22 protein-coding genes are annotated in these 24,792 nt (G+C 62.2%); 10 read left to right on the forward strand and 12 right to left on the reverse strand.

Annotation, left to right across the window (positions count from 1 at the left end; translation table 11 throughout):
- The first annotated feature begins 24 nt into the window (after nucleotides 1–24).
- Together J0663_RS11860 and ku (J0663_RS11865) are read left to right on the forward strand one after the other, a co-directional pair.
- Nucleotides 25–1,170: a right-handed parallel beta-helix repeat-containing protein gene (locus tag J0663_RS11860; RefSeq protein WP_207240533.1), complete on the forward strand. Its 1,146-nt coding sequence runs from the start codon at nucleotides 25–27 to the stop codon at nucleotides 1,168–1,170.
- A 95-nt stretch (nucleotides 1,171–1,265) separates the two neighbouring features.
- Nucleotides 1,266–2,066, forward strand: coding sequence for a non-homologous end joining protein Ku (gene ku, locus J0663_RS11865; RefSeq protein WP_207240534.1), 801 nt, complete (start codon nucleotides 1,266–1,268; stop codon nucleotides 2,064–2,066).
- A 220-nt stretch (nucleotides 2,067–2,286) separates the two neighbouring features.
- On the opposite strand, the gene ku (J0663_RS11870) is transcribed toward ku (J0663_RS11865), so the two are convergent.
- The 3 genes from ku (J0663_RS11870) to J0663_RS11880 form a co-directional block, all read right to left on the reverse strand.
- Nucleotides 2,287–3,141, reverse strand: coding sequence for a non-homologous end joining protein Ku (gene ku / locus J0663_RS11870; RefSeq protein WP_207240535.1), 855 nt, complete (start codon nucleotides 3,139–3,141; stop codon nucleotides 2,287–2,289).
- 17 nt (nucleotides 3,142–3,158) lie between these two features.
- Nucleotides 3,159–3,389 carry a DUF2188 domain-containing protein gene (locus tag J0663_RS11875; RefSeq protein WP_064800643.1) on the reverse strand — a complete coding sequence of 77 codons (231 nt, stop codon included), beginning with the start codon at nucleotides 3,387–3,389 and terminating at the stop codon, nucleotides 3,159–3,161.
- A gap of 73 nt (nucleotides 3,390–3,462) precedes the next feature.
- Nucleotides 3,463–3,723: a hypothetical protein gene (locus J0663_RS11880; RefSeq protein WP_207240536.1), complete on the reverse strand. Its 261-nt coding sequence runs from the start codon at nucleotides 3,721–3,723 to the stop codon at nucleotides 3,463–3,465.
- A 151-nt stretch (nucleotides 3,724–3,874) separates the two neighbouring features.
- Here J0663_RS11880 and J0663_RS11885 point away from each other — a divergent pair, with 151 nt between their 5' ends.
- From J0663_RS11885 to J0663_RS11895, 3 genes are all read left to right on the forward strand, one after another.
- Nucleotides 3,875–4,303 (forward strand): OsmC family protein, encoded by a 429-nt coding sequence (locus J0663_RS11885; protein ID WP_207240537.1) that lies wholly within the window; start codon nucleotides 3,875–3,877, stop codon nucleotides 4,301–4,303.
- A 62-nt stretch (nucleotides 4,304–4,365) separates the two neighbouring features.
- A complete protein-coding gene (locus J0663_RS11890) occupies nucleotides 4,366–5,850 on the forward strand; it encodes an FAD/NAD(P)-binding protein (protein ID WP_207240538.1) in 1,485 nt (494 codons plus the stop codon).
- A gap of 118 nt (nucleotides 5,851–5,968) precedes the next feature.
- A complete protein-coding gene (locus J0663_RS11895; RefSeq protein ID WP_207240539.1) occupies nucleotides 5,969–6,868 on the forward strand; it encodes a DMT family transporter in 900 nt (299 codons plus the stop codon).
- On the opposite strand, the gene J0663_RS11900 is transcribed toward J0663_RS11895, so the two are convergent.
- Genes J0663_RS11900 through J0663_RS11915 form a run of 4 tightly spaced genes read right to left on the reverse strand, consistent with a single transcriptional unit; the run spans nucleotide 6,840 to nucleotide 12,700 of the window.
- Nucleotides 6,840–8,522 (reverse strand): VOC family protein, encoded by a 1,683-nt coding sequence (locus J0663_RS11900; RefSeq protein WP_246590279.1) that lies wholly within the window; start codon nucleotides 8,520–8,522, stop codon nucleotides 6,840–6,842. The genes J0663_RS11895 and J0663_RS11900 overlap by 29 nt on opposite strands.
- A gap of 21 nt (nucleotides 8,523–8,543) precedes the next feature.
- Nucleotides 8,544–10,139, reverse strand: coding sequence for a response regulator (locus J0663_RS11905; protein ID WP_207240540.1), 1,596 nt, complete (start codon nucleotides 10,137–10,139; stop codon nucleotides 8,544–8,546).
- Between the two features lie 4 nt (nucleotides 10,140–10,143).
- Entirely contained in the window at nucleotides 10,144–10,569 is a 426-nt protein-coding gene (locus J0663_RS11910; protein WP_207240541.1) for a response regulator, read from the reverse strand.
- A complete protein-coding gene (locus J0663_RS11915; protein ID WP_207240542.1) occupies nucleotides 10,556–12,700 on the reverse strand; it encodes a sensor histidine kinase in 2,145 nt (714 codons plus the stop codon). The genes J0663_RS11910 and J0663_RS11915 overlap by 14 nt, the downstream gene beginning before the upstream one ends.
- A gap of 194 nt (nucleotides 12,701–12,894) precedes the next feature.
- On the opposite strand from J0663_RS11915, the gene J0663_RS11920 reads away from it, so the two are divergent.
- From J0663_RS11920 to J0663_RS11930, 3 genes are all read left to right on the forward strand, one after another.
- A complete protein-coding gene (locus J0663_RS11920; RefSeq protein ID WP_207240543.1) occupies nucleotides 12,895–13,272 on the forward strand; it encodes a response regulator in 378 nt (125 codons plus the stop codon).
- 478 nt (nucleotides 13,273–13,750) lie between these two features.
- Nucleotides 13,751–14,455: a helix-turn-helix transcriptional regulator gene (locus J0663_RS11925; RefSeq protein ID WP_207240544.1), complete on the forward strand. Its 705-nt coding sequence runs from the start codon at nucleotides 13,751–13,753 to the stop codon at nucleotides 14,453–14,455.
- A gap of 29 nt (nucleotides 14,456–14,484) precedes the next feature.
- Complete coding sequence (locus J0663_RS11930; RefSeq protein WP_207240545.1) at nucleotides 14,485–14,922, forward strand: response regulator; 438 nt, start codon at nucleotides 14,485–14,487, stop codon at nucleotides 14,920–14,922.
- Nucleotides 14,923–14,951: 29 nt separating this feature from the next.
- On the opposite strand, the gene J0663_RS11935 is transcribed toward J0663_RS11930, so the two are convergent.
- The 4 genes from J0663_RS11935 to ybaL form a co-directional block, all read right to left on the reverse strand.
- Nucleotides 14,952–15,668: a sensor histidine kinase gene (locus J0663_RS11935; protein WP_207240546.1), complete on the reverse strand. Its 717-nt coding sequence runs from the start codon at nucleotides 15,666–15,668 to the stop codon at nucleotides 14,952–14,954.
- A 172-nt stretch (nucleotides 15,669–15,840) separates the two neighbouring features.
- Nucleotides 15,841–18,387 (reverse strand): protein translocase subunit SecD, encoded by a 2,547-nt coding sequence (gene secD / locus J0663_RS11940; protein WP_207240547.1) that lies wholly within the window; start codon nucleotides 18,385–18,387, stop codon nucleotides 15,841–15,843.
- Nucleotides 18,388–18,470: 83 nt separating this feature from the next.
- Nucleotides 18,471–18,851 carry a hypothetical protein gene (locus J0663_RS11945; RefSeq protein ID WP_207240548.1) on the reverse strand — a complete coding sequence of 127 codons (381 nt, stop codon included), beginning with the start codon at nucleotides 18,849–18,851 and terminating at the stop codon, nucleotides 18,471–18,473.
- Nucleotides 18,852–18,905: 54 nt separating this feature from the next.
- Nucleotides 18,906–20,729: a YbaL family putative K(+) efflux transporter gene (gene ybaL / locus J0663_RS11950; protein ID WP_207240549.1), complete on the reverse strand. Its 1,824-nt coding sequence runs from the start codon at nucleotides 20,727–20,729 to the stop codon at nucleotides 18,906–18,908.
- A gap of 34 nt (nucleotides 20,730–20,763) precedes the next feature.
- Between ybaL and J0663_RS11955 the strand changes: the two genes are divergently transcribed.
- Nucleotides 20,764–21,063, forward strand: coding sequence for a helix-turn-helix domain-containing protein (locus tag J0663_RS11955; protein WP_207240550.1), 300 nt, complete (start codon nucleotides 20,764–20,766; stop codon nucleotides 21,061–21,063).
- 19 nt (nucleotides 21,064–21,082) lie between these two features.
- Here the strand turns inward: J0663_RS11955 and J0663_RS11960 are convergent, their stop codons facing one another.
- Nucleotides 21,083–22,504 (reverse strand): ArnT family glycosyltransferase, encoded by a 1,422-nt coding sequence (locus J0663_RS11960; RefSeq protein ID WP_207240551.1) that lies wholly within the window; start codon nucleotides 22,502–22,504, stop codon nucleotides 21,083–21,085.
- 651 nt (nucleotides 22,505–23,155) lie between these two features.
- On the opposite strand from J0663_RS11960, the gene J0663_RS11965 reads away from it, so the two are divergent.
- Nucleotides 23,156–24,790 carry a globin-coupled sensor protein gene (locus J0663_RS11965; RefSeq protein ID WP_207240552.1) on the forward strand — a complete coding sequence of 545 codons (1,635 nt, stop codon included), beginning with the start codon at nucleotides 23,156–23,158 and terminating at the stop codon, nucleotides 24,788–24,790.
- The last annotated feature ends 2 nt before the right edge of the window (nucleotides 24,791–24,792 follow it).

Below are 24,792 nucleotides of genomic sequence, written 5' to 3' on the forward strand. Positions count from 1 at the left end.
AGCAACCGCGTCGATGGAGATCGGATGCCCGCAATCCTGCGAAAAAAAGTTCACGGCGCGTCCACGCGGGGCGAGGTCATCGACGGTGCAGAGGATATCGGCGTCGCCTATCAGGTGTTTTCCGATACGGTGATCGAAGACGTCGTCGTCAAGAACTCGCCACGTGGCTTCAAGTTTCACAATGGCAAGAACCTCGTCGTCAGGGGCTGCGAAACGGAGAATGTCAAGGGCGACGGCATCTATCTGACGAAGACGACGAACGTCCTTCTGGAAAACAACCGCATGGGGCCGGCGCCCGGCGAGGGCGCCGATTGCTGCCAGTTCGCCTATCAAAACAGCGACGACAATATCAGTTCGGACGTCGTCATCCGCGGCAACCTCTTCCTGCAGTCGCCGACGAGCACCTCGAACAAGGGCGCGCTGGTCTGCGATAAAACCCGGAAATATCGGGTCGAATACAACTTCATCGGCGGGAAGAATTTCTCCTTTTCATCGATCGGCGACGATGCCGTGGTGCGCAGCAACGTCATGCGCGACGGCAGGATGAATGACTACTCCTTCGGCTACGGCGTCGGCGACAAGGCAGACCGTGCCGGCCACCACGTCTATGACAATTGGATCGAGAACAACAATCGCGGGATCAGCCTGAGCGGCTTTTCCGACCAGGAGCTGGCATTTCGCAAGGACATGGAAATCCACGACAACGTCATCAGCGAATGCGACATAGCCTTCTTCGCCAATCGCTCGTGGTCCGGCAGCCTCCGGCGCAACATCTTCATGCGATGCCGGCAGGACATCCTTATGAAGGGCAAGGGCGAAGCGACCGCCGGTCGGATTGGCGGCAATTATCACAATGACGGCAGCTTTTTGAACGTCGTGGCGCCGCCGCTTCGCCTCGACCCCGGCGGCAAGGCATCCGTTGCCTCCGGTGAATGGACATCCGAGCCCGACGAGATCGTCATCCAGTGGCGTGACAAGGGGATGGATATTCCCGGCGCCAACCGGCCGTCCATCGCCGTCGAGCCCGGCATGGAATTGTCCTGTGTGCTGTTGGCCCGCAAAGGCCGGAATTGGATGCTGGCGATCGCCGAGGCCTCTTATGACGACTTCACACCGCGCGCATGGCAGGAAAAAATGCTGCCGTGGCAGAAGCGGTATCTCACGATTTGAGTGAAGCCCGCCGGTCCTCACGGCTGGCCGCGGAACCAAAGGCCGGCCTTGCCGTTGGTTGCCATGTCCCATCGTGTCAGGGAGAGAGGACGGTCATGGCGCGCCAGACATTTTGGAAAGGTTATCTCAAGCTCTCGCTCGTCACCGCTTCCGTTTCGCTGACGCCGGCGACGACCGAAAGCAACAAGGTGCGTTTCCACGTCCTCAATCGCCAGACGAAAAACCGCGTCGAAAGCCGCTATGTCGACAGCGTTACTCATAAGCCGGTGGCCGACAGGGATCAGGTCAAGGGCTATCCGCGCGGCGAGGACGACTATGTTCTGCTCGAGGACGAGGAAATCGAGGAGGTCGGGCTCGAAAGCACCCGTACCATCGATATCGACAGTTTCGTCCCCCGCGGCTCGATCGATTGGATCTGGTACGACAAGCCGCATTTCCTGGCACCCGAGGACAAGGTCGGCGTGGAGGCCTTCTGCGTTATCCGTGAGGCGATGAAAGCGAATGACGTCGTCGGCATCGCCCGTCTCGTTCTCTATCGCCGCGAGCGTGCCGTGCTCTTGGAGCCGCTAGGCAAGGGCATCGTGCTCTGGACCCTGCGCTACGGCGACGAGGTGCGCGAACCCACGGCCGAAATCGACGATAAGGCAGAGATCGACAGCAAGCTCCTAGCGCTGATGAAGCAGCTGGTGAAGGAAGAGACGAAGGATTGGAGCCCGACCATGGTGCAGGACCCGATCCAGAAGCGGCTGAAATCGATGATCCGCGGCAAGCAGAAGATGAAGAAGGCGGCCCCCGCCAAAAAACCGCCGCCGGTAAAATCGACCGGCAACGTCATCAATATCATGGATGCGCTGAAGAAGAGCCTGGCGGCGGAAGGCGAGGGGAAGCCGCGTTAGATTTTTATCGTTTCTTCCTCTCCAGCGGTTTCGCAGCCGCGAAAAACCGTCCCAGGGGTCTCGGGGCAGCACATCTGCATGCGTAGCAGGCCAGCGGCCCTTCAGCTTGTCGCGTCATGCTTCTGGATGACGAAGCTGTTGCCACTAAGCGGCCCCTGCGCCCGCGCGGCTCCGGAGTGAGCTTGAAATTGCGCTTCGCCTGATAGGTTTCGAGAGCATCTCAGCCTGCCTTCTTGCTCTGGCTGTCGCTGCGTGCTGGCGCCTTCTTCTTTGCCGGCGTCCTCTTCGCCGCGCTTTGGCCGCTCATCTTGGCGCTCTGGCGCAACGCCTCCATCAGGTCGACCACCTTGCGCTCCGGCGCCGGTTTTTTCTTCGGCAGCGACCGGCCCTCGATCTTTGCCTTCACCAGTTCGACGAGGGCAGCTTCGTAGCGGTCCTCATACTGGCTCGGGTCGAAGCTGCCGTGCTTGGTTCCGATGATATGCCCGGCGAGCGCGAGCATCTCCTTGTCGAACTTGATGTCGGGAATATCCTTGAAGATGGCGTCGGCCGAGCGCACCTCATAGTCGAAGTTCAGCATGGTCGCGACGATGTGACCGTCATGAGGTCGGATCAGCAGCGTCCGGTTGCGCCGGAAAAGCACGGCTTCGGCGAGCGCCGCGACCTTGCCGTCGTGCATGGCTCGGACGATCAGCGATAGCACTTCTTCATCATGTTCGTCGGCGGGTGCGAGGTAGTAGGGACGGTCGAAATAGAGCTTGTCGATATCGTCATAGGCGATGAACGCCTTGACGTTGAGCACCTTGTCGCTCTCCGGCATGATCTCGGCGATCTCATCGCCTTCAATGACGATATAGTCGCCATTCTCCAGCCCGTAGCCCTTGACCTGATCGCTTCGATCCACCGGTTTGCCGGTCTCGCTGTCGACGAATTGCCGTTCCAACCGGTGGCCGGTCCTGCGGTTGATGATATTGAAGGAAACGCGGTCGGAGGAGGAAGTGGCGGTATAGAGCCCCACGGCGCAAGCAAGGTCGCCTACCTTCAGATGACCTTTCCAGCTTGCCCGCGCGACCATTCCGCCTCCGTCGCAAATCAGAGCCGACTGCTGCTCTTGTCGGTTTCGAGCTCCTGGAATGCCCAGCCGCCGTCGGGTGCGGGATAGGCGAGCAGCGCGTCGCCATCGCCGATTTTTTGACGTGACGCAGCGTCTTTGGCGTGAACAATCGCTTCCTCGGCGGTCGCATAGGTTTCCGAAAGCGTGTCGCCGAGCTTGTAAGCCCAACCATTGTCATGCGGCACAACCTGATAGGTGATATCGGCCATTTCGGATCTCCTCTTCTCAATTCGATAATGGAGTATGACGCCGCCCTGAAAACGCCGACACACTCCGGCATCCCTAGTTCCGATTTGGTTTGCGCCTTGCGTCGAGGGCGATGATTTTTTCCAGGGAGGCGATGTCCTCGCTGGTGACGACGGGAACCGGATCGGCCGCAATGGCCTCCAGCACCTCCTGCGAAATAGCGCCGTTGCGGATCGCCCATTCCAGCGTCTCGCGCGTGTCCCGCTCGGCCTTGAGCTGTGCGTAGAGCGCAACGATCAGCCGGTCGCGGGCGTCCATCCGCCGGTCCTGACGATCCATCTTGCGGACATGCGGCATCGCGGTGCACCTTTGTCACTGATTTCGTCCAGGTGTAATCAACTGATGACGGCTCCAAAGGTTCCGTTACCGAGCGTCGCCGTCGCCGTCGCCGTTGCGGGCCGAGGCGCAACGCATTATTTCTGCGAGACTGTTGTCAGAGGATTTCTTCATGGCCGATCTCAAGGCTCGCCCCCGTCCGACCGGCGCCATCGCCAGCCTCGGCCGCACCGGTTTTCCGCATGTCACTTCCACCACCGGGGGCGAGATCGATATCGTCACCGCCCCGTCGCAGCCGGGCTTCAGTCCGCTCGATCTGCTCTATGCCTCGCTCTCAGCCTGTCTCGTGCTCAGCGCCCGCATTGCCGCCAGCCAGATGGGCATTCTCGACAGGATCAGCGAGATCACCGCCGAAGTCACCGGCGAGAAGGCAACGGAGGGGCTCTCACGTGTTGCGAAATTCAACATCGCCTTCTCGATCAAGGGCGATATCGACGAGGAAACCCGCCGCAGAATCGTCCATGCCGCCGAAGACGAGATCTGCACGGTCAGCAACACCATCCGCGGCTCGCCCGAATTCTCGACCACGATATCGGCGTAAGGTCCGCACTCGAAACCCAATAATAAATATAGACAATTAGGGTGAGGGAGATTGCGTGGGCAATGCCCGGCTTCTATGCTCGGGCATCGCAAGTGAAGATCCTGGCCGTCATGCATATGAAGCCTCTCCCGAAGTCCGAACGACCCGTCGTCGCCATCATCGGAGGCGGCGTCTCCGGCGCGGGCGTCGCCTATCATCTCGCCCGGGCAAATTGCGACGAGCGTCCCGTCATCGTGGTCTTCGAACCGCGGGCTGAGCTCGGCCGCGGCCTTGCATATGACACGCACGACCCGGCCCACCGCATCAATGTTCCCGCCGCCAAGATGAGCCTGCAGCCCGACGATCAGGACGAGTTCCAGGCCTGGATCGAAGCCCGCGATGCCGTCGCGGACGATCCCGGGGCGCAACAACCGGACGGCATGCTCTTCCCCCGGCGCCGACTCTTTGGCGAATACGTCGCTTCCCTGCTGAGGCCGCTGCTCGAAGAGGGCGCTGTGCTCCATAACCGCGCCGTCGTGACCGGCGTGGAGCGCCGTGGCGGCCGCTGGTCGATTGAGGACGACAAGGGCGGGGTGACAGAGGCCGATATCGTTGCGATCGCCACCAGCCATCCGCCGCCGGCAGCGCCCGGCCGGCTTGCCGCCAGTCTGGCGGACCATCCCCGCTTTGTCGCCGATACCACCAGGCCCGGCGCGCTCGATGTGATCCGCTCGCACGACCGGGTGCTGGTCATCGGCAACGGCTTGACCGCCGCCGATGTCATCGCCTCGCTGGCCGAGCGCGGTCATGATGGCCCTGTGACCGCGATCTCGCGCCGCGGCCTGCGTTCGCGCGGTCACGCGCCGGTGCCGCAACCGCTCTTCGGCGATTTTCTCTCCGATGCGACACAGTCCGCCCTTTCACTATTGGCCGGAATCCGTGCCGCCATCAGCGCGGCGAAGGCGCAGGACATAAGCTGGCATGGCGTGATCGATCAGGTGCGGGCGCAGGGATACGATCTCTGGCAGGCGCTGCCGGTTGCCGAACGGCGTCGTCTCGTCCGTCATCTGCGTCCCTATTGGGATGTGCACCGTTTCCGCATCGCGCCGCAGGTGGAAGCCGTGCTCGACGCGGCGATTGCTGCCGGTCGGCTGGAAATCCTTGCGGCTTCGGTCGCCGATGCGCGCATCGAAGGCGAGCTCATCCTTTGCACGCTCCAGCCGCGCCATCGGCGCCAGCCGTTGGAGCGACGCTATGACGCCGTCGTCGTCACCACAGGCCCGGCGCATGGCGGCATCCTCGAAACCCAGCCCTGGCTCGCGGCGCTTGCGGCGAGCGGCCAGCTGATGCTCGATCCCACAGGCCTCGGCCTCGCCTGCACCAAGCGTTCGGAGGCGATCGGTACTTCAGGAAAGCCAGACCCTTCGCTGCTGATCTCCGGCCCGCTGGCGCGCGGCACATTCGGCGAGCTGATGGGGCTGCCGCAGGTGACCGAGCACGCCTTCTTTGTCGCGCGTGAGATCGCCGCGAAGCTGGGGGCCAAGGTGACAAATACCCACCCGATCTGATTTCTCACTCCGGTGTCGCTCTTCGACTGTCACGCCTGCGTAACTTCTGATACTCACGCGGCAGCCAACAGTCCGCCGCCCAAGACATCAAGGAGCGGCCATCAAGAATATCGAGATCATGTCGCAGGCTGCCTCCACACTTTCCGAAGCTTCGCCATCCAATCGTTTTCCGCTTGCGGTGCTTCTTATCGGCGGGGCGGCGATCGGCGGCTCTCCGATTTTTGTAAGGTTGTCCGAGGTCGGGCCGATGGCAACGGCTTTCTGGCGTGTGGCGCTCGCGCTGATCCCGCTTTTCATCGTCGCGCTGATGAAGAGGGAGGGTGGCCAAAAGCCCCAGAACATTTTCGACTACGGCATGCTGATCTTTCCGGGTGTCATGCTCTCGCTCGATCTTGCCGCCTGGCATCTTTCGATCACCATGACATCAGTCGCCAACGCGACGCTGCTTGCAAATCTTGCGCCTGTTTTCGTCACGGTTATCGCCTTCTTCTTTTTCAAGGCACCGATCAGCCGCGTCTTCGTGTCTGGGCTTGCCTTGGCGTTGGCCGGCGTCGTCGTCCTGAAGGGCGGGCCGACCGCATTGGCCAATGGCGACCTCCGTGGTGACAGCCTGGCGATGATCGCCGCCTTCTTCTACGCCTGCTATATCCTTTCGCTCGGCAGGCTGCGCAGCCGGTTCGATACGATGCGGATCATGCTGTGGAGCACGGCGTCGGCCGCCATTTGCATCTTTCCGGTCGCCTTCTTCTTTGAAGGCGACATGGTGCCGGTGACCGTCTATGGCTGGTCGATGGTCTTTGGCCTCGCCTTTGTCAGCCATGCAGGGGGACAGGTGGCGATTACCTATGCGCTGGCCTATCTGCCGCCGGCCTTTTCCTCGCTGACGCTGCTGCTGCAGCCGGTCGTCGCTGCCATTCTCGCCTGGGCGCTGCTGAGTGAAGCGATCGGTACGATGCAGGCGCTTGGCGGCGCCATCGTCCTTGCCGGCATCATGGTTGCCCGAAAGTCTCGCGCTTAGGTGAAGCCGCCTGCTGCTCCGGCGCCGGTGACTCCTCTGCCATTTTCTGCAGCAGCCATTTCTGGATGATCGGCACATCGGCGTCGCCGAGATCGTGGCCGCCGGGGATGACGTCGGAATCGACGGTGGCGCCGGAGCTTTTCAACCGCTCTTCGAGTTCGCTTGCATATTTGCCGTAGGCGTCGGTCTTGCCGCTGATGACGAGCAGGTCGGTGCCCTTCAGATCGGCATGCGGATAGTCGCTGAGCACCGGCATGGAGCGCAGCAGGACCGCCTTATGGATCAGGTTCGGGTGCAGGTAGAGCAGCGAGTTCAAGAGGTTGGCGCCATTGGAATAGCCGACATAGACGACCTTCCTGGGGTCGAGGCCGTAGGACTTGACGGCGCCTTCGATGAAGGCGGCAAAGGCCTCGGCCTCCGTCTTGATGTCGTTCTGGTCGAAGGAGAAGGGGGTGATGCGCTTGTACCAGCGCGGAAAACCCTCTTCCGTCGCACGGCCCCGCACGCCGAGCAGGGTCGCGCGCGGCGCCACCTTGTTGAGGAGCGGCATCAGCGTCGTCTCGTTGCCGCCCGAGCCGTGGAGGAGCACGAAGACACTGCCGTCGGGATTCGGCGGCGTGTAGAAGCGATGAACGAACGGCAGCTCGCGGTAATTGATGCGCGGCTCGCCGGGCATCGAAAATTGCGGCAGAACCACCTTCAGGTCGTCAAGATTGGTGATCGTTTCCGGCGGCGCGAAGAGCTTGGTGCCGAGGGCGGCATGCTCCTCGTCGATGATCATCCCCGGCTTGTCGGTGGCAAGCTCGATCAGAGTGCCGCCGGGCTCGCGGGCATAGAGCGAGCGGAAATATTTGCGGTCGTGCATCTTGGTCGGCGATGCATCGGTCGCCTCCAACGCCTTGGAGACCGAACGCAGCGTTTCCTCGTCGGGCGCCCGGAAGGCGACATGATCGACGGTGCCGGTTCCCGGCGCGCCGGACCAGAAGCCGCGCGCATCGCGCACGTCGACGACGTCGCCGGACCCTGAAACCAGCCTGTCGATCGTGCCGCGGTTGGCCTGGAAACGATAGCCGAAATGGCGCTCGAGGAAGCTGCGGCTCTCGGCGGGCTTTTCCGTCAGCATGGTTGCGCCGCGCACGCGCTTGACCGCATGCTCGACCGGGATCGAGGCGCCGTCCCAGACGGCCGGCGATGTGAGGTTCTTGGCACCCGCGAGCTTGAGGATGATGTTGTCGGGGTCTTTCAGCCGGAGCACGGGCTCCCCGAATTCATCGGCCGGTCCCTCCGAGCGCAGGCCGAAGCTCATGGCGCGCGTCAGCCAGTAACCGATGCTCGCCGGATCGATCGCGAGCGAAATTTCGCTGATCTGGCCATAACCCGCCCGCCCGGGCGCGCCGTCTTCCCAGACGAGGAAGCTGACGAGCGAACCCGGCGAGCCTGCCGAGTCGCCATAGAAGAGGTGAAGTTGCGTCGCGTCCTCGTAGCCGGCCGTCTGCTTGACGAGCCGCATGCCAAGAAAGCCGGCGTAAAAATCCACGTTCGCCTGCACCTTCCGGGTGATAGCCGTCACGTGATGTATGCCTGATACCATCGAGAGCAGTCCTGATTGAAGCGGCGTCGTCAGGAGCGCGAGTATGAGAGCTGCGAAAGTCATACCGTTGCCAATGACCACCGCTTAATTTTGTTCCGCACAAAGCGCAAGCGAATCGCCGCGCTGCAATAATTCCAAATGGTCGACATCTTCGAGCGCCTCTTCCAGCTGCTGCAGGGTCGGGGGCTTCACCATGTAGGCGCGCGCGCCGAGATTTCTGGCCCGCTGCATGTCGGTCTCGTCGCTTGAGGTGCTGAGAATGCAGACGGGAATTCGTTTCAGACGGGCATCGGCCGACAGCGCGTTCAGCACCTCGAAGCCGTCCATGATCGGCATGTTGATGTCGAGCAGCATCAGGTCGATCTGCGGCACGCCGGCGATGCCGGCGCGCTCTTCGAGCAGCCGCATCGCCTCGCGTCCATTGGTGGCGACATGCAGATTGAAGGTCACCTTCTCCCGCCGCATCAGCTTGATCTTCAGAATCTGGATGTCGGCGGGGCTGTCTTCGACCAGCAGCACTTCGGCAAGCCGGCCGGAACCTTCCCCCGGATGCTCCGCCGGCTTGACGCTGGGCGGAACGTGTGATGCGGCCGGCGGCGCGGGCCGCACTTCCGCGAGCGGCAGTTCGACGACAAAGGTGGCGCCGGGGCCGCTGTCCGGTTCGCACCAGATCGAACCGCCATGCAGCTGCGCGATGCGGCGGCAGATGGCAAGGCCGAGCCCGGTGCCCTCGATGCCACGGCCGACGAGCCGTTTGAACGGCTGGAAGATCAGCTCGCGGTGCTGAGGATCGATGCCCGGTCCGTTATCACGCACCGTCAGGCGGCAGGTATCCCCTTGCGCTTCGCCAGAGATCCTGATCTCCGGCATCTTTTGATCGCAATAGCGGATGGCATTCGACACCAGGTTCTGCAGAAGCTGGGTGAGCAGCGTCGCATCGCCCATGACCTCCGGCATCGGGCCGCGGTTGATGACGGCGCCGCGGCTTTCCGTCTGCTGGCGCAGGTTGTCCTCCACCTGGCTAAGCACATCAGACAGCGAGACCGGCGTCAGCTGCGGCCCACCATAGGCTTCGAGCTTGGTGAAGTTCGAGACCTTGACGATCAGGTCTTCCATGTGGTCGGCGGCGCTCAGCACATAGTCGAGCAGTTCGCGGTCTTCGGCCGGAAGCACCGCGGAACCGTGCAGGATGCGGCTGAAGGATTTGATCGTCCTGAGCGGCTCCTTCAGGTCATGCGCCATGGCGCGTGTGAAGATCTCCAGCGATTGCCGCTTCTGCTCGAGCTGGCCTTCCAGCATACCATGCATGATGGCGTTCTGGATGCAGCGATGCAGCGTTTCGGGTGAAAGCGAATCCTTGGTGAGATAGTCGCGCGCGCCGCTCTTCATCACCTCGACGGCGACGGTCTCACTGCCCTGGCCGGTCAGCATGATGACGTTGGCGGCCGGGTCGTCCTCCAATATATCGGCAAGAACGCCGAGCCCGTCGCGCCCCGGCAGCGAATAGTCGAGCAGGATGCAGTTCGGCCGTTTCCGGCTGTTCAGCGCCAGGCCCTCTACACCCGTCTCCGCCTCCAGGACGGTATAGGCCGTGCTGGAGACGCGGCCCAATATGCGGCGATAGACCTCGCGGTCGTCGATGTTGTCGTCGATAATGAGGATAGTGCAGTCTTCCGCCAAACCGTCAGTCCTCGAGCGGCAGGATCGCGATTTCGAACCAGTATTCCTTCAGCCGCTGGATCGCCGCGAAGAGACCGTCGAGATCGACCGGCTTCTGCACATAGGTGTTGGCGCCGAGCGCATAACAGCCTTCGATGTCGCGTTCATCGTCGGATGTCGTCAGGATCACCACGGGGATCTTGCGCCAGCCGTCGTTCGACTTGATCGCCTCCAGTGTCTTACGGCCGTCGAGGCCGGGCATGTTGAGATCGAGCAGGATCAGCCCTGGTTTCGGCACCATCGAGCCGAGCATGTCGAGCGCTTCCTGCCCGGAGGACGCCCAGCGGATCGAATTGCGCAGGTTGGTGCGTTTGAAGGCGCGCATCGTCGCTTCGAAATCGTCTTCGCTATCTTCCACGATCAGGATCGGTTGCGTGTCACGCTGCTGCATTCTGCCCCTCGCGCTTCTTTCCCAAGGTGAAATAGAATGTGGTGCCGACGCCGACTTCGGATTCCAGCCAGATGTCGCCGTTGTGCCGCGCGATGATCTTGCGGACGAAGGTGAGGCCTGCTCCGGTCCCGTCATCGGAATCCTGCGACTTTTCGAGCCGTTTGAAAATGCGGAAAATATCCTCATGGAATTCCTGGGGTATCCCCTTGCCGTTATCCCTAACGAAAAACACGTTGCGCGCAACCGTGCCATCCTTGCCGACGAACCGGTCGAGATAGCCGATCGAGATCAGCGGCGCCGGCTTGTCATTGTACTTGATCGCATTGGTGATGAGATTGCGGAACACTTCGGTCAGCCGCGGCGCGTCGCAGACCACCTCCGGCAACCGGCCGTCGGTGACGACCCGGGCATGCCGCTCCTCCAGCAGGAGCTCCATCGTCGCGACCACATCCTTGACGATCAGGCCGATATCGGTGCGTTTGACCGCCAGCTGCTGTCGCCCGAGCCGGGAGAAGTAGAGCAGGTCGTTGACGAGCTTCTCCATGCGCTGGCTGAGACGCACGAGCCGGTTCAGTCGGCGCACGCCGTCCACGTCGAGCTTGTCCTCATAGTCTTCGAGAAGGAAACGGGAGTGGTTGTGCAGGCCGCGCAGCGGTTCCTTCAGATCATGCGAGGCAATATAGGCGAATTCGTCGAGGTCATGGTTGCTGCGCTCGAGCTCGGCCGTATAGGCCTCGAGCTGGGCAAGCGTCGCTTTCATCCGTTCTTCCTGGCGCACGCGCTCGCTGATATCGCGCACGATGCCGACGAAGGTCTTGGTCTGGCCGCTGGCGACGACGCTGATCGACACGTCGATCGGGAAGACGATGCCGTTCTTGCGCCGCCCGGAGACCATGCGCGTCGTGCCGATGATGCGCTCCTCGCCGGTCTGCCGGTAGTGGGCGAGATAGCCGTCGTGTTCGGAATGGTAAGGCTCGGGCATCAGCATCTTGATGTTCCGGCCGATCGTTTCCTGCGGGGTGTAGCCAAACATGCTTTCTGCCGCCGGATTGAAACTCTTGACCGTTCCACGCTCGTCGATGACGATGACGGCATCGGGCGTGCCGCGCGCCAGCGCGCCGAAGCGGATGCGTTCGGTTTCGAGAACGTGGTTGTTGCGCAAGAAATAGAAGACCAGGATTGCGATCAGCCAGAGCGTGGCCGCCGTGATGGTGCGGTTGGCGATCTCCTGCCAGAAGGCCGACTCGTCGTGCCGGATTGCGAAGAAGCCGAGCATGAGGAGCACGGTACAGACAAAGGCGAAGAAGAGCGGCGCATTCCTGTTCCCGAACCACAGCGCCGTCAGCACCAGCGGCACGTAAAGAATGCCGTTGGCAAGGCCAAGCGGCGTATAGAGATCGACGAGAAGACCGGTGAAGCAGACCGCCGCCGGGATCCAGAGCGGAATCTGCGCCCGGTTTGCCGGCTGTATCCACCATGAGCGGGCAAGCAGGCCGGAGCCGAAGAGTACCATGCCGACCGCCGTGTGCAGCGCCATCGCGGCATAGGGACCCCAGCGGTAGCCCTGTTCGGCATCAGTGACATAGCCGGCCAGCGCGATCATGCCAAGCGTGATGACGACGTAGCTCGTCAGTTCCTGCACCACCTGGCTGCTCGACTTCACCGGCTGGAGCGAGAGCAGCAGCGAAAGATTGGCGATCAGGAAGATCAGCGCCGTATTGGGACCCATGCCACCGCCGATCTCGGCGATGAAATCGGCTGGAATCACGAAGCGGTTGATCAAATGGTCGACATTATGGACAGCCCGGCCAACCGTTGCGATTTCCACGAGCCGGGCCGCCGCGATCGCCGCTGCAAGCCCCAGCACGACCGCCGCCGCGATCCGAAAGCGACGGGCAGCCAGCGTCGAGCCCACAAGCCCGAGACCGGACAGCACGAAGCAGAGCGCGGTGTTGAAGGCCATCGAAGGAAAGCCGGGGACGAGCGAAATGAAGACCTTGGTCTGCAGCAGCCAGCCGGCAAGGACGCTTACCCCGAGAAGCAACATCAGGCAGCCGACCGCGATCGCGAAGGCACGGTAGCGCCATCGCCTCCGCTGATCCTGCAGGTCCACGTTGCCCTTATCCTGCACCCGTGTATCCTCCTTCGGTTCGCGCCGCCATTTTTTCCGAAATCGAGGAATACTCAATAGGCAGGGGAAGGCGCCGCGGCGCTTTTTCCGAAATGATTTTTCGATCGGATAGATCGAATTTTCGTGAAATCGCGATATCGTGACGTCGAAGGACAACGAGGTTCATTGGAACAAGATCCAAATCACGGTGCTGGATGCCTACCATAGTTTATGTCGACGACAGCAGGGATGATCTCTTCTATCTCGACTATACCCGCAAGAAGCAGCAGATAGAGGTCGATCTATTCTGTTTTTCGACGGCCGAAACGGCGCTGGAGGCGCTGAAGCAGCGCGTGGCGGAAGGCTGGGCTCCGCCGGAGCTGCTGGTCGCCGATCTCTACATGCCCCTCGACAGCGGCATCGGCCTGATAAGCACGCTGCGTGGCGATGATCGTTTCAGCGCGATGCGCCTCGCTATCTGTAGCGGATCGGATGCCGATGAGGATCGCGCGCGGGCCTTCGCAGCCGGTGCTGATTTTTACCTCGAGAAGCCGCTTGACCTTGCCGCGATCGTTCTCAATCTGGAAGTGTAGGAAACAGCGAAAACCGAATGGTGCGTTTCCTGGCATTCGTCCGGGCGATATGACAAACCGCAATTGACAAGGCCGAGTGTGCATCCCAAGATGCAACCGAAACGAAGCGACGGAGCATAAAAATAAGCGCTGAGAGAGCCGATTGACCCGTGTTCGCCGCCACGAACTTCAGCCAACCCCTTAGCTGAATGGGCCTATCGGCTCTCTCGCGCTTACGTCTGGCACTGCCTTCTCGCATTCATGGATGTTGAACGCGGAAGATTTACGATACCCAGGTAAGAACTACTGCCCCTCAGTATAATCTGCCCGTGCATCACCTGTAGTTGAGATAATTGATGATATCCGCCTTGCGTACCGAAAGTCCCCGTTTCGATATCCCTCATCAACCGTCTCGCAATTTTTGTAGCTCTTCGCGCCTAAGACGTATATCCCAAGATTTCGGGATCGGGGGCCTGGGAGGAGGAGAGGAAGAGTGGGAATGAGCAACGCCGCGGCAACTCCCTTTCACGCCGGACCGGAGCTTAGCCGGGCGATCAACCGCACCGATTTTTTCCGTTTGCTGAAAGCGGCGGCGCAGCATTATCACTTCGACAATTTCGCGCTTGCCCGTATTTCCGAGGCTTCCGCTCCTTTCGGTGAACGCGATATCGTCATCACCAATGTCGCCGACCGTCGCGTCGGCCTTTTCGTTGCGACGTTGAAGGAGGCGCTTGGGACCGTCCGGGCAAAGAGCGCTCAGTTTCTGGCGACACCGGTTTATGGCAGGAGCGCGCAACCGGAAACCTATCCTTCCGAGCTGCTGTTCAACGAGTTCCGCGGCGGCGTCTTTCTCTTCATTCCTCTGTTCACGCCGGAAGGGCGACGATATTGCCTCGTGCTCAGCGGCGAGCGAGAAGAGCCAGATCAGGGCGAGATCGCCGACATGCTTCTCGATGCCATGCGCATTTTCGACAAGCTCTATGAGGAAATCCTGACGCAGGAAATGTCCGGGCGGTTGACCCAGCGCGAATCGGAAATCGTCAAATGGACGAGCGAGGGCAAGACCTCGGCGGAAATCGCCATCATCCTTGGTCTGTCCGAACACACGGTCAATTCGCATATCACTGCCGCCGCGCGTAAGCTCGACGCTGTGAACCGTGTCCACATGGTGGCAATCGCCCTGAGGAATGGTTTGGTTTCGTGAACATTGGCTTCGGGACTGGGGAAAATGAAATGATCACCGAAACGGTCCGACAGAGTGCCGTAAAGGTTCTGTTCGTCGACGACGAATTCATCGAATTCCGCGCGCTCAAAAAGAAAATCGCCGATCTCTCCGAGCCGCCGGTCGACCTCGAGTATTCGCCGTCGATCGGCGACGCGCTGGAAAAGGTCCGCGCGGCGCGTTTCGATCTCATCCTGCTCGACAATCGCCTTCTGCCCAATGCCGATTTTCGCGAAACGGTGCCGGAGCTGCGCGGCATCGGCTATACCGGCCCGATCGGCGTCGTCTCGACCGACATATCGGGCGGCTATTTCCAGGAGTTCCCGGACTACGGCGTCGATTTCCGCATCGGCAAGGACGAAATCGACGTTCAGACGCTGCAGCACATCATCCGCGAATATGTAACCTACGACGTCCCGGATTTCTGGAAGGACGATTACAGCATCTAAGCATCGAAGCCGAGCGATTGCGCTGTGGCTCAGCCGGCGGGAAGGCGGATGGCAAAGCGGCTGCCGCTTTCGTCCGAGTGCTCGAGGCTGATATCGCCGCCAAGCGCCTTCAGAAGCTCCTGCGCCGTCGTCAGGCCGAGCCCGGCGCCGGGGGCCGTACCCGCCTTCGGCAATTTCCAGAATGGGTCGAAGATTCGCTCTCGATAAGCTGGCTCGATGCCGGTGCCGTTATCGGCAACCCGGATGAACCAGTTCGCCCCCTCTCGTTGCGCCGCCATGCCCACATGCGGTGGCGATGCGCTGCGATAGGTGAGGGCGTTGGACATGAGCTGCCTCAGCACCAGGGAGAACAGCGCCGGGTCTGTACGGATGGAGGGGAGACCCTGGCAGGCGAGCGTCGCGTCGTGGACTCCCATTTCGTCGACGAGATCGCCCCAGACCTTTTCGGCCAGCGACTTCAGGTCGACCTCTTCAGGCGTTAGCTGCGGCGCTCCACCGGCAAGGCTCATCAGCGCCTTGGTGAGACGCTGCGCGGCTTGCGCCTTTTCCATGATCATCTTGAGGCTCTGCAGTTGTTCGCCGTCGAGCGTCTCCTCGAGATCATCAAGCAGCAGCTCGGCATACATGGCGATATGGCGCAGCGGCGATTGCAGGTCATGCGAGGCCGTTGCGAGAAAGCGCTTGATGCGCTCCTCATTGTCGCCGGCACTATTGGTTTCGAGCGGTTTCGTCGGGTTGGATGACATCTGGCGGTTTCCCGATCTTGGCTGCGGTGTCGCGCATCTTTTTCAGACCCGCGACGGCCGCTGTAATACCTTGAATTGCTGCATAATTTTATCCTGGCAATAGGCAAGGATAAAAAGAGGGCGCCGGCTCTGCAACCGGCGCCCTTTTCAAGGATGCGTTAACAACCCGTTTTCAGCTTGCCGACTTGCGCGAGCGGCCCTCGTCCGGCGGGATGATTTCGACTGCATCGGTTGCCGGTACCGCCTTGGCGTGGCGGCGGCGCCAGTCGCCGAGGAAGAGCAGGATCGGTGCGGCGATGAAGATCGACGAGGCGCCGGCCACCAGAATGCCGAAGACCATCGGGATCGCGAAGCTCGAGACTGCGCTGCCGCCCCAGATCGCCATCGGCACCAGGGCGAGGAAGGCTGTCGCATTGGTGTAGAGGCTTCGCGCCAGAGTCTCGTTGATCGACTTGTCGATGATCTCCCGCAGCGGCATCGATTTGTAGAGCCGCATGTTTTCGCGCATGCGGTCATAGACGACCACCTTGTCGTTCACAGAGTAACCGACGAGCGTCAGGATCGCCGCAATGGCGGTAAGGTTGAAGTCGAGGCCGGTGATTGCGAAGAAGCCGATGGCCTTGGTGACGTCGAGCACCAGCGTAACGATGGCGCCGACGGCGAACGGCCATTCAAAACGCGCCCAGATATAGAGGAGCATCGCGATGCTGGCGATTACGACCGACAGGATGCCGGCCGAAGCAAGCTCGCCGCTGACCTTCGGACCGATAACGTCGGTGCCTTCGACGGTGGCGCTCGGATCGATCTTGGCGACCTCGGCCTTCAGCTTGGTGACCGCCGCCGTCTGCGCCTCTTCGCCGCCTTCCTGCCGCTGCGCCCGAACGAGGATGCTGTTGTTGTCGCCGAAGGTCTGCAGCGTGATTTCGCCAAGGCCGAGACTATCAAGGCCCTCACGGAACTTGGCAAGATCGGCGGCTTCCTTCGTCTTGACCGACATCTGGATGCCGCCGCGGAAGTCGACGCCATAGTTGAGGCCTGGATAGATGAAGAGCACGACGGATGCGATCGAAAGCAACGCCGAAACCGTGACGCCGAAGAAGCGCGCCTTCATGAACTGGATATGCTTGTCGTAAGGGCTGAACGGGATCAACGGCCGGATGTTCAGCACCTTGAACTTGCGGCGGCGGGTAATCTCAATCATCGCGACGCGAACGAAGGCGACAGAGGTGAACATCGAGATGATCAGGCCGAGCGCCATGGTCACCGCAAAGCCGCGAACCGGGCCGGAGCCGAACCAGAACAGGATGGCCGCAGCGATCAGGGCCGTCATGTTGCCGTCGATAATGGTCGAATAGGCACGGTTGAAGCCCGTATCGATGGCGGCAAAGGCGCTCTTGCCCTTGCGGGTCTCTTCACGGATACGCTCATTGATGAGGACGTTGGCGTCGACCGCCAGGCCGATGCCGAGAACGACGCCGGCAATGCCGGGCAGCGTCAGCGTCGCGCCGACCAGGGTCAGGGCCGAGAGGGTCAGGATCGTATGGATCAGCAGCGCCACATTCGCCAGGATGCCCCAGGTGCCGTAGAGCACGAAGATGAAGGCGGCGACGAGGGCGAAGCCGACGATGCCGGAATAAATGCCCATCTTGATGGCATCGGCGCCGAGATCGGCACCGACTGTGCGCTCCTCGATCACAGTCAGCTTGGCGGGAAGGGCGCCGGCGCGCAACATGGCGGCGAGCGTCGTGGCGCTGTCAGCCGAGAAATTGCCGGAGATCTGGCCGGAACCGCCGGTGATCGGCTCGCGGATGACGGGGGCGCTCAGCACCTTATTGTCGAGGACGATGGCAAAGGGACTGCCGACGTTCTGGCGGGTGATTTCGGCAAAGCGGGTGGCACCGGCGCTGTCGAAGCGGAAGCTGACGATAGGTTCGCGCGTGTTCGGATCGAAGCTGACGCGGGCATCAGAAAGACGGTCGCCTGATATTTCAACGCGGTCGAGGACCGGGTAGGACCGGCCTTCATCGTCTTGCAGCATGGTGACGCCGGGGCCTGGCTGGTTGTTCGGCGCCAGCATGTGGAACGACATCTTTGCCGTGGAGCCCAGAAGTTCGCGCAGGCGCGACGGATCCTGCGCGCCCGGAAGCTGGACCAGCACGCGATTGGCGCCAATGCGCTGAATGGTCGGCTCGGAGACGCCGACCTGGTCGACGCGCTGCCGGATGACTTCAAGGCTCTGCTGGACGGCGTTGTCGACATTGGCGGAGATGCCGGCCGGCGAGAAGCCGACGGTGACGGTTGCTCCGTTCGCAGTAACATTGAGATCCGCCTGGCCGGCGCTGAGGCCGGTGCTGATCGGGTTGGCGAGTGTCCTGAGTTCGGTGACGGCCGCATCGCTCTGCGCCGCATCGGCGAGCGTCACGACGATCTGATTCTGGCTGCGCACGACGGCCTTCGGCTGGATCCCCTTTTCGCGCAGGACACGGCGCGCGTCCTGAAGCAGCGATTGCAGCCGCTCTTTGGTCAGATCCGCTTCGTCGACTTCCAGAACGAGGTGCGAACCACCGCGAAGGTCGAGCCCGAGCGACACCTGCTCATGCGGCAGCCATGTCGGGAGGCGCTGGAGCGTGGACTGCGGCAGGGCGTTCGGCAGGGCGATCAATAAGCCGATCACGATGATCACCGTATAGGTGAGCACCAGCCAGGGTGAAGTACGCATATTATATTCCTTGGTATGGAGAGCCGGCGCCTGGGCGCTGTCGGCATGTCGTCAATGGTCGGAAGCGCCGCTCGGCGCTGGCCTCAGGCAGCGATCGGCGGTGCGCGGGGCTGATGGGACCCGGAAACTGCTGGATGAAGCGGAGTTTCGAATGCCACAATGGGTGCGGTGACGTTCCAGCCGGTAAAATCGACAGCCGGCGCGGCGGCAAGGGCAGGCGGCCCAGTGTCGTGGGCGGCCTGCTTCGGCGCAAGCTTGCGTTCGGCGGCAAGCACCCCGCGCACGGCATCGCGCGCGCTCAGCTGCGGCGGCTGCGGATCGCGGCCGGACGAGGAAAGCGTGTTGGCGGCCGTGGCCGGCGAGATGATGAGATTGCCGCCGAAAACCAGGCCGATATAGGCAAGGACGGCGATGAGCAGAGAGATGGCGATAAAGCCCGTCAGACGGCGCTGCTCCAGCTCCATCTCCTCCGTCCCGGCGATGTCACTTCCGTATCGGCTCAAAAGCGCGCCAATCTCTCATTCTCTTTCCGGCGGAGCAGTGCCCGTCGGAATAATAGTATCAGGCTCCCGCCTGTCTTCATAGGGAACACTCTCATGATGCACTTGAGCGAGCCGGTCAACCATGCCAAGCGCGATTTCGCGTTCGCCCATGATGACGGTGTCGGCGCCATATTGCTTCAATTCGTCGACCTCGGCGTCGGAATGGGCGCGCGCGACGATGAGAATCGATGGGTTGACGCTGCGCGCCTGTTCGGCGATGCGGCAGGCCTCGAAGGCGTTCGGGATGGCGATGGCGAGGCTGCGTGCAGCCGGGAGATTGGCGAGATCGAGCGTTTCGCGCGCCACTGCATTGCCCATGAAGGCTTCGATCCCCTGCACTTTCAAGTCGCCGATCCGCTTGTCGGAATCTTCGATGACGAGGAAGGGCGTCCCGGATGATTTGAGGTTCTGTCCGACGATCCTGCCGACCCGTCCGTAACCGATGAGGATGGCGTGGCCGGTCAGCGCGGTCGGATGCACCTCGACGTCATCCGGCGGCGCTATCGGCTCGGCCTTGGCCGTGTCATCAGGCGCAGCAGCAGCCTCGGTCGCGGTCTCGTCACGCTTGGCGCTCTCGAAAAGCGGCCGCATGCGGTCGCAGAGAAAGAACAGCAGCGGATTGAGGATGATCGAGATGATGGCGCCGGCGAGGATGAGATCGCGGCCTTCCTCGGGCAGCAGCCCGAGCTCGACGCCGAGGGCGGCGAGGATGAAGGAGAATTCGCCGATCTGACCGAGGCTTGCCGAAATCGTCAGCGCCGTGCCGGGCGGCTTCCTGAAGGCGAGCACGATCAGAAAGGCGGCGATGGATTTGCCGATGACGATGATGAAGACGGTGGCCAGAATCGGCAGCGGCCTGTCGATCAGGATGTTCGGATCGAACAGCATGCCGACCGACACGAAGAAGAGCACGGCGAAGGCGTCGCGCAGCGGCAGGCTTTCCTGGGCGGCGCGATGGCTGAGCTCGCTTTCGGCGAGCACCATGCCGGCAAAGAAGGCGCCGAGCGCCAGCGACACGCCGAAGAGCTTCGCCGCGCCGAAGGCGACGCCGAGGGCGATGGCGAGCACGCCGAGCCGGAAGAGCTCGCGCGAGCCGGTATGGGCGATGCGGTGCATCATCCATGGAATGAGCTTGCGGCCGAAGACCAGCATCAGCGCCGCGAACAGCCCGACCTTGACCAGCGTCATGGCGAGCATGCCGCCGATGCCGAGATCGAGGCCGAACAGGCGGTTCAGCCCGGCCGAAAACGGTTCGACGGGAGCGTGACCCTCGCCGCCGATGCTGGCTGCGGCCGGGATCAGCACCAGCGCCAGCACCATGGCGAGATCCTCGACGATCAGCCAGCCGACGGCGATCCTGCCGCGCTCCGTCTCGACGAGCCGGCGCTCCTGCAGCGCCTTCAGGAGCACGACGGTCGAGGCGACCGAAAGCGCCAGACCGAAGACCAGGCTGCCGCCGGTCGGCCAGCCCATCAAGGCGCCGAGCCCCCAGCCGAGCAATGTCGCAAAACCGATCTGTGCGATCGCGCCGGGCACGGCAATGCCGCGCACCGACAGCAGGTCTTTCAGGGAGAAATGCAGCCCGACGCCGAACATCAGCAGGATGACGCCGATTTCGGCAAGTTCGGGCGCCAGGCTCTGATCCGCCACATAGCCCGGCGTATGCGGCCCGACCAGCACACCGGCGATCAGATAGCCGACGAGCGGCGGCATACGCAGCCGATGGGCAAAAGCGCCGAAGACGAAAGCCAGCACGAGGCCGCCGACGATTGTCGAAATCAGGGGCGTATCGTGCGGCATAATTATCTCCCGATCTGGAAATCCTGTTCGTGATATGACATATATGATTTATATCAACCAATATGAGCAAGTTGTAATTATGGGTCAAGGCGCAAGAGAAACAATTCTGACTCCGGCTCTCTGCCGGGCAGCTCGCGGCCTGCTCGACTGGACCCAGACCGAGCTTGCCGAAAGGGCGGCGGTCTCGCGCAGCACCATCCGCGATTACGAGGGACGCCACCACGACATCCACCGCGCGACGGAGGCGCAGCTGCGCCTCGCCTTCGAAAAAGGTGGGGTCAGGTTCATCGAGATCGAAGGGGCGGGCACCGGCCTCTGCCTGCCCGCTGCATAATTGCCTGAAGCCGAACCGGTTAAGGGTGAAGGCAGGCGGCAGAGACTTTGTAGATGTAGAGCGCCTTGCCCTTATAGTAGCCTTCGGTCGGCTGCCAGTTCTTCAGTAGCTCCGGCGTTTCGGCTGGGCAGGTGAGGGGACCGTCCGTCAGGAAAAGCACCTTGCCGGTGATGTCGGCGGGCAGGGCGAATTCCTGCTCGTAATAGCTCTCCGGAAGGCCGGCGGGCGCACGCGCATAGATCCTGTAGGGTGCGTCGCGCAGCGTATAGAAAAGATCGGCGACCATATCGCGGTTGTCCGTGACGATGATGTCGGCACCGGCCTGACCGGCAAGTGCTCCCGCCTCGCGGCTGACCGCGGCGCGGCCGAGATAGCGCTTCATCAATTCGTCGCCGTTCGGCAACAGCAGCTGCTGCGGAAAGATTGTCGCCAGCGGAAAGAGCAGGCTTGCGATGCCGTTGATGGTGAGCGACAGCCTTAGTCCTTTCGGCCACATCCGGTAAAGCAGCCAGACGGCAAGCACGGTTCCGGCGACATAGGCGGTCACGGCCCAGTTGGCGTAGGCTTTGGCGACCGTCGCCTGCAGGGTGATCAGCACCACCACCGGCATCGACAGCCAGATCAGCATCTTCTCCCGGTCGTCGCTCCTGCCCTTGATCATGCGATAGACGGCCCAGAGCATCGCGAAAAATATGATCGGTCCGACGACGCCGAACTGGGCGGCGAAAAATTCCAGCCCGCGACGCAGATTGATGCCGAGGTCGCTCCAATGGGCGATGTCCTGCGTGTGGCGCACGGTCGTAATGTCGTGCTGCAGGTTCCACCAGAGGTTCGGCAGGGCGACGGCCGCCGCGACCGCGACCGCCACGATGAAATCCCGAACGGCGATGCGCGCCGCCGGAACCAGGAGGAGGGCAATCGCTCCGCCCGGAACGACGAACAGCACGGCATATTTCGTCAGAAAGGCGAGGCCGACGGCGAGGCCCATGACGAGCGCCAGGCCGACCGAGCGCCGCTCAGTCAGGCCGAAATAGGCGAGCAAGGCGATCGCGATGAAAAACAGCAGGATGACATCGGTCGAGAAGAAGACCGAGGAAAGCGCCACACCGGGAAGCGTGATGTAGGTGGCGCCGGTCCAGCCTTCGATCTCGGGGCCGACGAAACGCTTCGCCACCTTCATGAGCACCAGTGCCGCCGCCATGTGGATCAGCGGTCCAAGCACTCGGATCCAGTAGATGGCGTTGGAGCCGGAGAACTCCGTCATCGCCCGGATCACCCAGGCGATCATCGGCGGTTTCGAATAGTAGCCGAGATCGAGATTCTGCGACCAGAACCAGTACTGCGCCTCATCGACGAAAAGGTCCGTCGCATCGAAATGAAGCGTGACGACGCGCCAGAGCGTGAAGCCGAGAACGATGAGGAGACCAGATCTGGGGGACATGAACCGAGTGTTCCGCTGACATGAAAGGCGCGAGTGCGATTACACCAAAGGCGCCGGACTGCCAACGGGCAATGGGGTCGGTCGGCTTTCAGCCAGGGAAGGCTTTAGAACACCCGAAGCATGCTGTTATCGCGATGTGCGGCGAGGAAATCGAGGCGGGCAACGGCGGCAAGTATGCCCATTGCGATCAAGCAGGAACCCAATCCGAGAACAATCATTGCTCTGTCCTTGTCGACGTCATGTCTGTTTACGACCGGCATATAACACGGAGCTTGCGTGTGCCTTGTAGCAGCCGTGCAACTCCGCGGGAGTATTTCCTGCGAACTGCCTTGAATTGCTGCGAAAGTCCTGCGCTGCGAAAGGCTTATTAACCTTCGGGCAAGGAATTAACCATAAACATTGGGTTACACGTCGGAATGGGAAGATGCACTCGTTCCCACCAGGCATGACGCCGTACCGCCGTACCGGGTCGATCCGGTATCCATCTCTTCAGACAGCTCCGATAGAGAATAGCTGATCAGAGGCCTTCGATCCGCCGGTTGTGCCCGGTGGTGAGGACCGTCTCCACGCTTGGCTTCCTCGGATGCTGCGAAAGTTTTTTGCCGGGCATCTGCCCGGAAAGCGGGTTGGGGACAGGCGTTGAGGCAGGAAATGCCATCAGATCAGGCTCGTGGAGCGCAGGCAGGCAGCTTGCGCGACCGCCTGCGCTTTGCCGGTCTCGATGCCGAGCAATGCGAGCTGGTGCGCCGCCACCGGCCGGCCCTCGAGGCGCATCTGAAGGCGGGACTCAGGGATCTCTTCCACCGGTTCCAGGCCTTTCCCGACGCTTCGCGCAATTTCGACAGCGAACGCCAGGTCGAGCGCCTGCATGATCTGCAGTCCTCGCATTGGGACGTGCTGACGGATGCACGCTTCGACAGTCTCTATGCCGAACGCGTCAAGGTTCTCTCCGACACCGAAAGCAAGATGGGCCTCGACCCGCGCTGGCATGTCGCCGGCCACGGCGTCATGCTCGAACATGTCGTTTCCGGTCTCGTCGACGAGATTGCCGGCCGTCCACTGCTGCCGTCGGCCAGGCGCCGTACCCGCGAAATCTCGGAGCTGATGACGGCGATCATCCGCATCGTTATGGTCGATGTGGAAATCGCCGTCTCGCTGCGCTTCAACGCGCTTCGCGCCGCTCACAGCCGCGCGCTCGCCGATCAGCGCGCCGACAGCGAGGCCGAGGTCATGAGGGTCTTCGGCGATGTCATCGAAGGCCTGTCCGCGCGCGATCTGACGCGGCGCGCACCCGTCGACGGCGACGGCGCCTTTGCCGGGATCGCCGCCGCACTGAACGGCGCATTGGAAAGTCTCCAGGCCGACTTCACCGCCATCTCCGAGCGCACGCTCAAGGCCGAAGCCGCGACAGCCTCACTTGCCGCCCTGTCGCGGCAGTTCGTCGGCACGGCGTCCGGCCAGGCCGACCGGCTGCAGCTTTCAGCCGCCGCCCTTGCCGGCATCGCCGGCAGTGTGCGTGACGGTGCCGCCGACAGCCGCGCCGCCGAACAGGCGGCCGCCTCGACGCGCGCCGCCGTCGAAGAGAGCGGCGAGGTCGTCGGCCGCGCAATCAGCGCCATGGCCGATATCGAGCAATCGGCCGAAAAGATCGGGCAGATCATCGGCGCGATCGACGAGATTGCCTTCCAGACCAATCTTCTGGCGCTCAATGCCGGCATTGAGGCCGCCCGCGCCGGCGACTCCGGCCGCGGCTTTGCCGTCGTCGCCCAGGAGGTCCGCGCTCTTGCCCAGCGCTCGGCCGAAGCCGCCCGCGAGATCAAGACGCTGGTGACGACGACCAAGGCGCAGGTCGATGCGGGCGTGCAGATGGTCGGCCGCACGCAGGATTCGATCGGCAGCATCGTGCGTCAGGTCACCGACATCAACGCCGCCATATCAGGCATCGCCACCCGAACCGGCGAACATGCCGCGAGCCTCGACAGCGTCACGGCCGACGTCAGGGGGCTGGGCACCGAGGTGGCTGGCAGCGCCGGTTTTGCCGAGCGCTCCGCGGCAGGCGCCGATGATCTTCACACAGTTATTGTCGAGCTCGGTCAGACTATTCGCGAATTCCGCATTGCCCGCGAAAAGGCTCATGCCGCGCCACCGGCGCCGGCTCGCGCCACACCGCCGCCCAGCGTCGGAATCGCCGCGCGTCCGTCGCTGGCCGAGGACGAATACGAAAATGATGATTTTGACCTTCCTCGGCCCCGCGCGGGCAGCGGAGGTGGGCGGAATGTTTACTAACC

Source organism: Rhizobium lentis (assembly GCF_017352135.1).
GTDB classification, from domain to species: domain Bacteria; phylum Pseudomonadota; class Alphaproteobacteria; order Rhizobiales; family Rhizobiaceae; genus Rhizobium; species Rhizobium lentis.